This is a genomic window from Pseudoduganella sp. RAF53_2, from assembly GCF_052113985.1.
Taxonomy (GTDB): Bacteria; Pseudomonadota; Gammaproteobacteria; order Burkholderiales; family Burkholderiaceae_D; genus Rugamonas.
This window is the reverse complement of record NZ_JBFRDW010000095.1, coordinates 1-12,583: the sequence shown is the minus strand read 5'-3', so window position 1 is coordinate 12,583 and position 12,583 is coordinate 1. Positions and strand designations below refer to the sequence as shown.

At 61.7% G+C, this 12,583-nt stretch carries 9 protein-coding genes and 1 pseudogene; 5 read left to right on the top strand and 5 right to left on the bottom strand.

The window, feature by feature from the left end:
* Positions 1-127 precede the first annotated feature (127 nt).
* Positions 128-1,291: a dipeptidase gene (locus AB4Z11_RS08230; protein WP_442024266.1), complete on the top strand. Its 1,164-nt coding sequence runs from the start codon at positions 128-130 to the stop codon at positions 1,289-1,291.
* Positions 1,288-2,580, top strand: coding sequence for an amidohydrolase family protein (locus AB4Z11_RS08225; RefSeq protein WP_442024264.1), 1,293 nt, complete (start codon positions 1,288-1,290; stop codon positions 2,578-2,580). Before AB4Z11_RS08230 ends, AB4Z11_RS08225 begins: the two co-directional genes overlap by 4 nt.
* Positions 2,581-2,584: 4 nt before the next feature.
* On the opposite strand, the gene AB4Z11_RS08220 is transcribed toward AB4Z11_RS08225, so the two are convergent.
* Complete coding sequence (locus AB4Z11_RS08220) at positions 2,585-3,526, bottom strand: PDR/VanB family oxidoreductase (RefSeq protein ID WP_442024262.1); 942 nt, start codon at positions 3,524-3,526, stop codon at positions 2,585-2,587.
* A gap of 2 nt (positions 3,527-3,528) precedes the next feature.
* On the bottom strand, positions 3,529-4,458 hold the full coding sequence (locus AB4Z11_RS08215) for a pyridoxamine 5'-phosphate oxidase family protein (RefSeq protein WP_442024260.1): 930 nt from the start codon (positions 4,456-4,458) through the stop codon (positions 3,529-3,531).
* A 103-nt stretch (positions 4,459-4,561) separates the two neighbouring features.
* Between AB4Z11_RS08215 and AB4Z11_RS08210 the strand changes: the two genes are divergently transcribed.
* The 3 genes from AB4Z11_RS08210 (at position 4,562) to AB4Z11_RS08200 (ending at position 6,949) form a co-directional block, all read left to right on the top strand.
* Entirely contained in the window at positions 4,562-5,461 is a 900-nt protein-coding gene (locus AB4Z11_RS08210; RefSeq protein WP_442024258.1) for a LysR family transcriptional regulator, read from the top strand.
* Positions 5,462-5,604: 143 nt separating this feature from the next.
* A complete protein-coding gene (locus AB4Z11_RS08205; protein WP_442024256.1) occupies positions 5,605-5,976 on the top strand; it encodes a DsrE family protein in 372 nt (123 codons plus the stop codon).
* A 22-nt stretch (positions 5,977-5,998) separates the two neighbouring features.
* Positions 5,999-6,949, top strand: coding sequence for an alpha/beta fold hydrolase (locus AB4Z11_RS08200; RefSeq protein ID WP_442024254.1), 951 nt, complete (start codon positions 5,999-6,001; stop codon positions 6,947-6,949).
* Between the two features lie 74 nt (positions 6,950-7,023).
* Here the strand turns inward: AB4Z11_RS08200 and AB4Z11_RS08195 are convergent, their stop codons facing one another.
* From AB4Z11_RS08195 to AB4Z11_RS08185, 3 genes and pseudogenes are all read right to left on the bottom strand, one after another.
* Positions 7,024-9,255, bottom strand: coding sequence for an NADP-dependent isocitrate dehydrogenase (locus AB4Z11_RS08195; protein WP_442024252.1), 2,232 nt, complete (start codon positions 9,253-9,255; stop codon positions 7,024-7,026).
* Between the two features lie 359 nt (positions 9,256-9,614).
* Positions 9,615-11,009: a DUF1501 domain-containing protein gene (locus AB4Z11_RS08190; RefSeq protein WP_442024250.1), complete on the bottom strand. Its 1,395-nt coding sequence runs from the start codon at positions 11,007-11,009 to the stop codon at positions 9,615-9,617.
* 9 nt (positions 11,010-11,018) lie between these two features.
* Positions 11,019-12,500, bottom strand: a pseudogene (locus AB4Z11_RS08185) (DUF1800 domain-containing protein).
* Between the last annotated feature and the right edge of the window lie 83 nt (positions 12,501-12,583).

Below are 12,583 nucleotides of genomic sequence, written 5' to 3'. Positions count from 1 at the left end.
ATGTGGGCTACTTCAAGCCGGGACGCCTGCCGGCGCGCAGCGCGTTTGGCGTGAACGCGCTGGCCCTGGGCGGTGAACTGGAAATTGAATGCCTGGCTTACGCACCGGCAGCAGAGAAGGGCAAGCGTTGAGTAGCCGCCGTCAATTCCTGCAGCAGGCGGGCATGCTGGGACTCGGTGCATCGGCCGCGACGCTTGGCGGGCTCGCACCTGCACTGGCACAGCCTGCGGACGCACGCGATTCACGGGCACGCCGTCCGCTCATCATCGATGCGCTGGGCGGCATCGAGAATCCCAACCGTCCGCAGGCGGAGCGCGATGACCCGAACGTGATCGGCATCGATGCGCGCTCGCTGGCTGATGCGCGTGCTTCGGGGCTGAGCGCCTTCAACATGACCATTGGCTTCGTGTTCGGTAAGGATGATCCGTACGCGCAAAGCGTGCGTGAAGTCGCGGCCTGGAACGCCTTTGTGAACCAGCACGCGGAAGCGCTGCTGCCTGTGCTGCGCGCGGCCGACATCCGCCGGGCGCACGAGCAAGGCCGCGCCGGCGTAATCCTTGGCTTCCAGAATGCGGCCATGATGGGCAGCGATATGGGCCGCGTGGACACGTTCGCCAAATCGGGCGTGCGCGTGATCCAGCTGACCTACAACGGCCCCAATCAATTCGGTGACGGCTCCATGGTGCCGGACAATCGCGGCCTGACACCGCTTGGACGAGATCTCGTGCAGGCGCTGAACCGTAACCGTGTGCTGGTGGATCTGAGCCACAGCGGTGAACGCATCTGCCTCGACGCGGCGGCTGCGTCCAGCCAGCCGATCGCCATCACGCATACCGGCTGCCGCGCGCTGGCCGATCTGCCGCGCAATAAGAGTGATCGCGAACTGCGGCTGGTGGCGGAGAAGGGCGGCTTTGTCGGCATTTACTTCATGCCTTTCCTGGCCATTGGCCGCCAGCCGATGGCTGCGGATCTGGTGGCGCATATCGAGCATGCGATCAAAGTCTGCGGCGAGGACCATGTCGGCATCGGCACGGACGGCAGCGTGTGTGCGATCGACGATATGCCGGCCTATATGCAGGCGCTGGAACAGGAGGTGCAGCAGCGCCGCGCCGCGGGGATTTCCGCACCGGGCGAACGAGGTGATATCGTGCCCTTCCTGCCGGATCTGCAAGGGCCGGACAAATTCCACAAGCTGGCCGACCTGCTCGCGCAGCGCGGTCACAGCGCAAGCCGCATTGACAAGATACTGGGTCTGAATTTCCTGCGTGTTGCCAACGAGGTCTGGGGATGAGAAGAACAATTTGGGCGGCAGCAGCAATGCTGTGTGCCGCAACGGCCGCGCACGCGGCAGACAAGCAAGTGATTTACCGCGGCGTCACGCTGATCGACGGTACCACCGCCGCGCCACGCGCAAATATGGCGATCGTGGTTGAAGGGGAGCGCATCAAGTCCATTATGCCTGTGGCTGAAGTCAAGCCAGCGGGCGATGCACAAGTCCACGATATGCAGGGCATGTACGCCATGCCGGGCCTGATCGATTCGCATGTGCACTACGCCACCGATCCGGACCGGCCGTATGCCGAGGCGGAGCTGAAGCGCGATATCTATGGCGGCGTGACCGGCGTACGCGATATGGCGGGCGATGCGCGCGAGCTGGCGTCGCTGTCGCGTGCCGCGCTGCTGAACGACATTTCATCGCCGGACATCTTTTACGCCTCGCTGGTCGCAGGCCCCAGCTTCTTCAAGGACCCGCGTACGGTGGCTGCGGCACGTGGCATGGTGCCGGGCCAGGTGCCCTGGCTATACTCGGTGGACGAGCACACCGACATTCCGCTGGCGGTGGCGCAAGCGCGCGGCACCGGCGCTACAGGCCTGAAAATCTACGCCAATCTGCCGGGACCACTGGTGAGGAAGCTGATCGCAGAAGCCAGACGCCAGCACTTCCCTGTGTGGACGCACCAGCAGGTCTATCCCGCATCGCCATACGATTCGCTGGGCGCGACCGCGGTGTCCCACGTATGCATGATCGCGCGTTATGTGCGCCAGTCGGACAAGGCGCAATACGGCCACGATGGCGAGCCGTCCTACGAAGGCCTGACTGCGGCCGATCCCGGCATCAGCAAATACATCACGGCGCTTGCAAAATCAGGCTCGCTGCTCGATGCGACGCTCAGCGTCTACACGCGCAAGGGGCCGCACTGTCAAATCGAACTGGCGGGCGACATCACGCGCGCCGCGCATCGGGCTGGCGTGAAAATCATTGCAGGAACGGACACCGACGGCGAGCGCGACGATCCCTATCCGGTGATCGACCGCGAGCTGGAAAGACTGGTGCAGTATGGCGGCCTGACGCCGAACGAAGCCATCATCGCGGCCACCGCCAATGCGGCGCAAGCCCTAGGCAAGCAAGCCGAATTCGGCACGCTGGAAGCGGGCAAGTTGGCGAACATGGTGTTCCTGAAGCAGGACCCACTGCAGAACATCGCCAATGTGCGCAGCGTGGCGCTGACCGTCAAGCGCGGCAAGCCCTACGCGCGTGAAGACTATCAATTCGCACCGCTGCCGCCGCAGAAAGAGTAGGGCGTCAGAGCTCCAGCACGACGCGCCCCGGCTGTGCCCAGGAAACGCATGTGCACATGCCGGTGGTGCGCATCTGCGGTGTCAGGCAAACATCGCGGTGAAGAGGTTGCCCTTCCTGCACCTGTGCGTAGCAGTTGCCGCATTCGCCGCGCTTGCAGTCATAGGAAACGAAGACGTCAGCCGCGATAAGTGCATCGAGAATGGAAGTTCCCGGCGCAACTTGCACCGTCATCTGTGACAGGGATAGTTCGACCGTCAGTGGTTCATCGTCTGGTTGGGTGCGCGCGCCGAAGCTTTCGAAGTGCCGTGCATCGCCCGGCCAGCCCTGGCGTTCAGCCGCTTCGCCCAAGCCTTGCAGCACTGCCGCTGGGCCGCAAGCATAGAAGCTGTCCCCAGTGTTGTAGGCGCCAATCAGTTGGGCCAGGTCGAGTCGTCCTGAGGTTCGGGACAAGTGAGGGACGACCGTAGCGTGCCGGATGGCGCGCAGTTCATGCAGCAGCACCAGCCGCTCCTCGCTCTTCGCCAGATAATGCAACTCGAACGGCTTCCCGAGTTGGCTCAGCGCGTGGGCCATGGAGATCATTGGCGTAATGCCGATACCGCCCGCAATCAGCAAGACCCGTCCGCGGGGCGCAGCTAATGGGAAGCTGTTGAAAGGTCCGCTTACTTCCATTTCGCTGCCCTGAGCAATTTCTTCATGCAGATAAACTGAGCCACCCTTGCCGTTTTCCTCGCGCTGTACAGCGATGCGATAGGCATCGGATTGGCCCGGCTGGCCAATCAATGAATAGTGCCGTTCGAAAGCGCTGCCGTCGGCACTGGAGAATTGCAGGACAATGTGCGCTCCGGCGTCCCAGTGCTGGAGTGCTTCGCCATCAGCGCGGCGCAGCTGAAATTCCTTGATGGCCGCACCGTGGCGGACGATATCGGTGACGAGATATTTCATGGTCAGGCCTGTACGGGTGGATTGAAAGGGGACGCGTCCAGGTACTCCCACGCCAGCTGCTGCGGCGTGTCGCGAAGAATCCATTGCTCCACCTTGAATTCCCAGAACCGCCCCGTGCCGCCGGTTTCGTTGGCCGGATCGTTCTGATCCCACTGCACGGAAACCGTGCCGGTAAGCTGCAGCAGCTGGCCGTGTTCGAAATCGGGAATGCACAGTCCCGCACGCGGATCGATTTTGAAGTTGCCGAAGGTGTTGAAAAGGCTGTTGCCGGCGTAATCGGGAATGCGCAGCGTGGTTTCGTTCAATTGCCTGATGAAGCCCGGTGCGCCACCGCGATGCGATGCATCCGCCCCGGCTTCGGCGTGCCGGCTGGCGACAAAGATGGTGTCGGCATTGCGAATGATGCTTTCCACAGTGCCGCGCAGGACATTGCCATGCGCCGAAGGCACCGGCAAGCGAGGATCGCCCATTTGGCGCAGCTGGCGGCGCTGGATGTATTTCGGGCAGTTCGGATAGGCTTCCGCGATCACGACTTCCGCGCCGTGCGCATCGAGCCGCTGTACGCGGCCGTTGACGCGGTAGCGGCGGCGTGAACCGAGTTCGATGAACAGCATGCCTACATCGCTGTGCTTTGCGATGTTGTCCCACAGCGGATCGGCGAGGTCACGCTCTCTTTCCGGCACGTCGATCGCGATGGTGCTGCCGGTATCGGTATGCAGGAAGCCGGGCTTTCCAAACACCAGGGACGCCCATACGGCGCCGGCTGGGTCGACGCTACTGAAAACGGCCATGAACTGCTTGGCGATAAACGGCCGGGCTCCGGCGATCACGGTATTTGTCAGCACGGCGATGTTACGGTCCGCGATCGCCGCTTCGCCCGCGCTTTCCTGCACTGCACGTTCGCCCGCGTGGAAATTGCTATTGTCAGACATTGCATTCTCCTGGTGATGATTGCTGTAGTCTGCATTTTGCGAAATAATGCGGCGAACAAGAATACGCGCTCAACGCAAATCAGCATTTCGCACGGAGAAATAAATGGATCAGATCCACCTGATGAACGTATTTGCCGCCGTCGGCGACGAGGAGAGCTTCGCGGCTGCCGCGCGCCGGCTGGATTTATCCCCTGCCGCTGTCACGCGCGCCATTTCGAGCCTGGAAGAACAACTGGGCGTGAAGCTGCTACTGCGGACCACGCGCAATGTGCGGCTGACCGAAGCAGGCCGCCGCTACCTGGATGACACGCGCAACATCCTGGCCAGTATCGCGGAAGCGAATGAGGCGGCGGCGGGCGTGAATTCGGCGCCCAAGGGCAATCTGTCCGTCACTTCCTCAGTGCTGTTCGGGAAGTCATTCATCATGCCTTGCATTCTGGGTTTTCTGAAGGACTACCCTGAGGTGGAAGTATCGGCCTACTTTCTCGACCGAATTGTGAACCTGGTCGATGAGGGAATCGATGTTGCCGTGCGCATTGGCCATCTGCCGGATTCCAGTCTGAAGGCGTTGAAAGTAGGGCAGGTGCGGCGCGTGCTGTGCGCTTCGCCCGAGTACCTGGCGAAGAACGGCGTACCGCAGCATCCGGCGGATCTGCTGCGCCATACCATCATCGCCGCCAGTGGCATATCGCCGCGGGTGGAATGGAAATTCGGCGCGGTGGACGATCCGACCATGGTGCGCATGAAGCCGCGTCTGACGGTGACCAGCAATGATGCGGCGATCGATGCGGTACTGGCTGGCCTGGGTATCTGCCGATTGCTGTCCTACCAGATTGCGGATGACGTGGCCGCCGGGCGCCTTCAAATTGTGCTGGCCGATTACGAGGAGGCGGTGTGGCCCGTCCACGTTTTGCATCGCGAAAGCAAATATGGTTCGTCGAAAGTGCGCAATTTTATCGACCGGCTGGTGGCTGACCTGCGCGCGCATGCCCATCTGAATTAGGCGCTGATTTCGCTGAGCGAAATAATGAATTGAGTTTTGCATAGTTTTTCTCCGGCTGGTCAATAAATAGAATGGCTTCCATCCGCTGCAGCTTGCGGTGAAAGACCTGACCAACCCTGACCAGCAACCAATTGGAGAAAACCATGAAAGCAGCCATCATCATCCTGTCCGATCCCAAAGCCGGCGAAGAAGCACTGGGCCGTATGTTCAACGGCCTGGCAGCCGCCTATGACTTCAAGCAGAAAGGCACCGAAGTCGGTATCTACTTCCAGGGCACCGGCACGCGCTGGCCAGGTGTGCTGGCCAATTCCGCCCACCCAATCCACGCGCTTTACAAAGCCGTCGAAGACAAAGTGGTTGGCGTTTCCTGCGGCTGCGCCGACGTGTTTGGCGCCCGTGAAGAAGTGGAGCAGGCGGGCTTCGATCTGATCACCGACAACAGCGTACCCGGTACCTCCGGCCTGCCAAGCATCGCGCAGATCTCGGCGGACGGCTACACCGTATTTTCGTTCTGATACCCCTGACCAGGAGAACCTGATGAAAGCCCTTGCAGCAGCAGCTCTCGCGCTGGCCGGCGCCGCGCACGCAGCCCCCGTAGCCTATCGTACGGTCAAGGTAGACGACGTCACCATCGCTTACCGCGAAGCCGGTGATGCCAGCAAGCCCACGGTTCTCCTGCTCCACGGCGTACCAAGTTCCTCACGCATGTACGAGGGCCTGTTGCGCAAGCTGGGCGACGAGTACCACCTCGTCGCCCCCGACTATCCCGGCTTCGGCAACAGCGATGCGCCGGACCCGGACACTTTCGCCTATACCTTCGATAACCTGGCAAAGCTCATGCAGAAATTCACCGACGCAGTGGGTGCGCGCCGCTATGTGCTGCTCATGCAGGATTACGGCGCACCGGTTGGCATGCGCATGGCGATGGCGCGCCCTGACGCTGTGCAGGCGCTGGTTTTCCAGAACGGGAACGTCTATGAAGAAGGTCTCGGTACCATGTGGGCCAAGCGCAAGCCGTTCTGGGCGGACCGCGCGGCCCATGAGAAGGAAGTGATCGCTGCGCACCAATCGGTCGCCGTCACACGCGGACGCCACATCGGCACCGATCCCGACGTGGAAGCCTACAACCCCGATTTGTGGATGGACGAATGGGCGTATCTGAATCGCCCCGGCCAGGTGCGCATTCAGGCCGACCTGATTTACGACTACCAGCATAATCTGGCGGCGTATCCGCAGTGGCAAGCCTGGCTGCGTCAGCGGCAGCTGCCGACGCTGGTGGTGTGGGGCAAGTACGATCCTGCGTTCATCGAGCCCGGTGCCCACGCCTTCCGCCGCGATAACCCGAACGCGGAAGTGCACATACTCGATGGCGGGCACTTTGTCATGGATACGAAACTGGACGAGACCAGCGGCATCACGCGCGCATTTCTGCGCAAGCAATTGTTAACAGGTTTTGTGGACAAGTCTGTTAACAAGGCCGGCCACTGAGATCCAAGCCTTTGATTTGAAAAAAGAAAACGGCGGTGCACATTTGCTGTGCACCGCCGTTTCAGCGAATGAATTTAGATCGAATTCAGCGCTGCGTTCAGGGTTGCGCTTGGACGCATCACGGCTTCGGTCTTGGCTGGATCAGGGTAGTAGTAACCGCCGATGTCCATTTCCTTGCCCTGTACCGAGTTCAGTTCGTCGACGATCTTGGTCTCGTTTTCGGACAGCGTCTTCGCCAGTGGCGTGAACTTCGCCTTCAGTTCAGCATCTTCGTTCTGAGCTGCCAGGGCTTGTGCCCAGTACAGCGCCAGGTAGAAGTGGGAACCGCGGTTATCCAGTTCACCGGTGCGGGTCGATGGGGACTTGTTATTGTCCAGCAGCTTGCCGGTCGCTTCGTCCAGGGTCTTGGCCAGCACTTTGGCTTTCTCGTTGCCGAACTTCAGGCCCAGGTCTTCCAGCGACACCGCCATCGCCAGGAACTCGCCCAGCGAATCCCAGCGCAGGTGGTTTTCTTCGACCAGCTGCTTTACGTGCTTAGGAGCCGAACCGCCGGCGCCGGTTTCGTACATGCCGCCGCCGGCCATCAGTGGAACGATGGACAGCATCTTGGCCGAGGTGCCCAGTTCCAGAATCGGGAACAGGTCGGTCAGGTAGTCGCGCAGGATGTTGCCGGTCACCGAGATGGTGTCCAGGCCGCGCGATACGCGCTCCAGGGTGTAGCGCATTGCACGCACCTGCGACATGATCTGGATATCCAGGCCGCTGGTGTCGTGATCCTTCAGGTACACCTGCACCTTCTTGATCACTTCGTTTTCGTGYGGACGGTAYGGGTCCAGCCAGAASAYSGCMGGCATGCCGGARTTGCGGGCGCGGGTMACGGCCAGCTTSACCCAGTCACGGATCGGCGCGTCCTTGACCTGGCACATACGCCAGATATCGCCTTCTTCCACGTTCTGGGTCAGCAGCACTTCGCCGGTGGCCAGGTCGGTGATGTTGGCAACGCCGGCTTCCGGTACTTCGAAAGTCTTGTCGTGCGAACCGTATTCCTCGGCTTGCTGCGCCATCAGGCCCACGTTAGGCACGGTGCCCATAGTGGTCGGGTCGAAGTTGCCGTGCCATTTGCAGAAGTTGATCATCTCCTGGTAGATACGGGCGAAGGTCGATTCAGGCATGACGGCCTTGACATCCTTCGGACGGCCATCGGCGCCCCACATCTTGCCGCCGATACGGATCATGGCAGGCATGGAAGCGTCAACGATGATGTCGTTAGGCGAATGGAAGTTGGTGATGCCTTTGGCCGAATCGACCATGGCCAGTTCCGGACGGTTGGCGTGGCATGCGTGCAGGTCCTTCAGGATCTCTTCCTTCTGCGACGCTGGCAGGGTCTCGATCTTTTCGTACAGATTGACCATACCGTTGTTCACGTTCACGCCCAGTTCCTCGAAGGTCTTGGCGTGCTTGGCGAATGCCTCCTTGTAGAAGATGCGCACGCAGTGGCCGAACACGATCGGGTGCGACACCTTCATCATGGTCGCCTTCACGTGCAGCGAGAACATCACGCCGGTCTTGTAGGCGTCGTCGATCTGCTTTTCGTAGAACTCCAGCAGGGCCTTCTTGGACATGAACATGGAGTCGATGATTTCGCCGGCCTGCAGCGCGACCTTCGGCTTCAGCACGATGGTCTTGCCGGAAGCGGTCAGCAGTTCCATCTTCACTTCACGGGCTTTGTCCAGGGTCATGGACTTTTCGCCGTGGTAGAAGTCGCCGTGGTGCATGTGCGAAACGTGGGTGCGCGAAGCCTGGCTCCATTCGCCCATCGAGTGCGGGTGCTTGCGTGCGTATTCCTTCACCGCCTTTGGCGCGCGGCGGTCGGAGTTACCTTCGCGCAGGACCGGATTCACGGCGGAGCCGATGCACTTGCCGTAGCGTGCCTTCAGGGCCTTTTCTTCGTCGGTCTTCGGATTCTCAGGATAGTCCGGCAGCTTGTAGCCGCGGCCTTGCAGTTCGAGCACGGCCGCCTTCAGCTGGGCCACGGAGGCGCTGATGTTCGGCAGCTTGATGATGTTGGCTTCCGGACGCAGGGTCAGAGCGCCCAGTGCGGCCAGATTGTTCGGTACTTTTTGTTCGTCGGTCAGGTATTCCGAGAACTCGCCCAGAACACGCGCTGCGACCGAGATATCGCTGGAAACGACATCAACGCCAGCCGGCGCCGTGAACTTCTTGATGATGGGGAGCAGGGAATAGGTTGCCAGCAGCGGCGCCTCGTCAGTCAGGGTATAGATGATTTTTGGATTTTCTGCTGCCATGTTGATTCCCTCGTATGCGATCAGATGTGAGTTCCGCGAGTGAGGCGTGGGCCGCCTTCCTCGTACAAGGCCTATATTTTACTCAATCTGGAATCTTTCGCATGACGAAATCTTTTTCCGCGTCATGCAATAGACTTGAAAGCCGCGAGGAAGCCGCAAAAATGTGATTATTTTCACAATTCTGGGTCGGATCCGTCATTTGGAGACTCGGTTGCGCGGCGCTGGCTCGGCGCGTTGATTCCTGTCAGGACGTACCGCAAATTGCAGGCGCTTCGGTATTTGCCGAAGCGCCTTGATCGGGTGCAAAGAATCTGCTTGGGCGTCCGAATGACAGACCTGCCCCGAATTACGCCCCCGAATTAAAGGAAGCCGAGGGTGCGGGCGGAGGCGTTGTAGTTGGCCAGGTTAGGCAGCAGGGTGAGCAGGTTGCTGTCGCTGATGCCGAGCCAGCGGCCGAGCGTGGCGGCGTATTGGTCGACCGATGTCGTCGGCAGCAGGCGGCCCTGGCCGACGTCGTCGGGGCCGTTGTTGGCGACAATGGGCGCCGTGCCGTAGAAGCGCTGGCCCTGGACGGCGCCGCCCAGCACGAAGTGCATGCTGCCCCAGCCATGGTCGGAGCCGTCGGTGTTCACGGTCAGCGTACGGCCGAAGTCGGAGGCAGTGAAGGCTGTGACTTTGTCCGCCACGCCCAGTTCCTGCGTCGCCGCGTAGAACGAAGACATGGCATTCGCCACTGTCGCCAGCAAGCCCGGATGCACGGTGCTCAGGCCATCGTGGTTGTCGAAGCCGCCCAGCGAGACGAAGAAGACCTGCCGCCTGGCGCCCAGCGAACTGCCGACGGAGATCATGCGCGCCACCATTTTCAGCTGGTCCGCCAGGCTGTTCCCAGCCGGGAAAGGCGTGTTGATCGCAGGACCACCGGCCAGAGCGCCGCTGAGCACCGTGTTGGCGTCGATGGCGCGCTTGGCGACGCGCGTGTATTCCTGCTCCATCAAGTGCGTGCGCTGCTGGGTGACCAGGGCTTGCAAGGCGGCGCTGGCGGCGGTCGATCCGAACAGCGGCTTTTGCAAGCCCGCAAAGGCGACCGAACCGTTGGGCGTGACCTGGTACTGCACCGCCGAACGTCCCGACAAATACACCGCATTGCCGGACACGTTCACGCAAGTAAAGGTGGCGTTGCCATTGCCGGACTCGAACAAATCGCCCATGCGTCCGCCCCAGCCGGACGTGGCGCCTTCCGGTGCGGAGGACTGCCATACGGATTGCTGGTCGTTGTGCGAGAACAGTTTGGGCGGCAGCGGCACGGCGTTGCTCAGATATTGCTGTTTGGTGGTTGGCTGGATCAGCGTACCCACATTCAGCAGCACGCCCATCTTGCCCGCGTTGAAGAGCGGCAGCAGAGGGGCCAGTTCAGGCGCCAGCGCGTATTGCCGGGCGATACCGCTGGAGTCCACCGGCGCAGTGACGGGCAGCAGCGCGGTGGGCGCCAGCGCGTCGCGGCCATACGCCAGCTTGGGACGCAGATTGAAGTAGGCGTTGTAGTTGGCCGCGTCGTAGGGCACCAGCGTGTTGGCGTAGTCGTTGCCGCCGTAAAGGAAGACGCAGACGATGGCCTTGTAATCGGTGGCCGTTGCGGCCGAGGCTTCGGCCATGGCGGCCAGGTTCAGCGCCCACGGCGTTGCCACGCCGGCGACGGAGAGTGCAGAAGCGCGCTTCAGGAAGGCGCGGCGTGATGCGTTCATGCTGCGGTTCATGGCGGCTCCTTACTTGAGAACGACAAAGTTCGGTGCGGCCATGACCAGGGTCAGGGCGGCAGCGATGCGGTTGCGGCGGGCGTTGTCCGTCCCTTTGGGCATGGCGTTCAGGGCGCCGGCGACCAGGGCTTGCGTTTCCGCGTCCAGCTGGCCGGCGGCTAGCACCGTGTTGATTTCGGCCAGCAGAGCGGCGCCATTGTCGGCCAGCGGCGCCAGCGTGCTGTAATCGGCCTTCACGTCGCCGATGCCGGAGTAGACGGCGCGCTGCATATAGTTCACATAGCCGACAGTCGAGGATTCGTTCGACAGCTGGAATTCCGGCGCCACTAATCCTGCCGTGGCCAGCGCGCTGTTGGGCGGCACATAACCGGGGCGGAAGAAGTTGAACACGGACGGTGAACGCAGCGGACTTTGTCCCAGCCTGGTCGCGGGATCCGAGGTATTGCCGATCGCCCAGGCATCGGAGGCCGACGTGGCGTTGTAAGCCCGCGCCCAAGCCAGGAAGCGCAGCATGGGTTCGCGCAGTTTGCCGAAACTGGCGGAGGCAGCGCTGGACTGGCGCGCTTCGGGGTCCAGCAACAGGGCGCGGATCACGGCGCGCAGATTGCCTTTCACGTTGTTGCCGTCGTTGTTGAACACGGCGGCGATGCGCGAGACGAAGTCCGGGCTCGGATTGCTCGTCACCAGATGCTGTATCAACTGGCGGCTGATGAAGGGGGCGACGTTGGGCTGGGCGAAGATCACGTCCAGCGCTGCGGAGAGTTAGTCCGCGCCGCTCATGCCGGCGGACAGGGTACGGCCAAGCAGGGATGCGGTGCCCGTTTCGTGACGGGATGGGTATTGGGTCATCGGCCGGCGCACGAAGTCCGGTGTGTTCTTGTCGCCGCCGGCGAGGTCGAAGTCCCAGCCTGTCATCACGCGCGCCAGACCGCTGACGTCGTCCTGCGTATAGGTGTAGACCTGCTTGCCGTTGACCAGCTTGGGCGTGCCGTCCTGATTGAGCTGCACCAGGCCGATGGTGAAGAGCTGCATCAGTTCGCGGGCGTAGTTCTCGTCGGGATGCGAGCCGGTGACGGCATTCGCTTTCTGGTTGCCGCGGAAGGTCAGGTACTGGCCCATGGCGACGCTGGTCGATACCTGGCCCAGCAAAGTGCGGTAGTTGCCGAAAGCGCTCGCTTCCAGCAGATCGAGATAGGCCGCCGCCGAGAAGGCTTTCCAGCCGGAGCCCGTCAGGCTGTCGATCGACACGACCAGGATTTCCGACAGTGCCAGCGTAACGCGCTGGCGCAAGGTATCCGGCGCGGCAATCAACTTGCGCCAGACGGCCGCGTCGAAGCCTTGCTCGGAATTTTTGTAGGTGAGGGCATTGAAGCCTTTGGCCACCAGCCAGTCCCAGCGCGTTCCGCTGGACGGCATGGCGAACTGGGCATCGAGCCAGCCGCCGTAGCCGAGGGACTTGACCTCGGCAATCAGCGCCCGGCTGGCGCCCATCGACGCCTGCGCAAGGAAGCGGGCGGCATCGTTATCGGAAATCGCGGCAGAAGAAGTCATGGCGGGGTCCTGTCTGTCCTTGC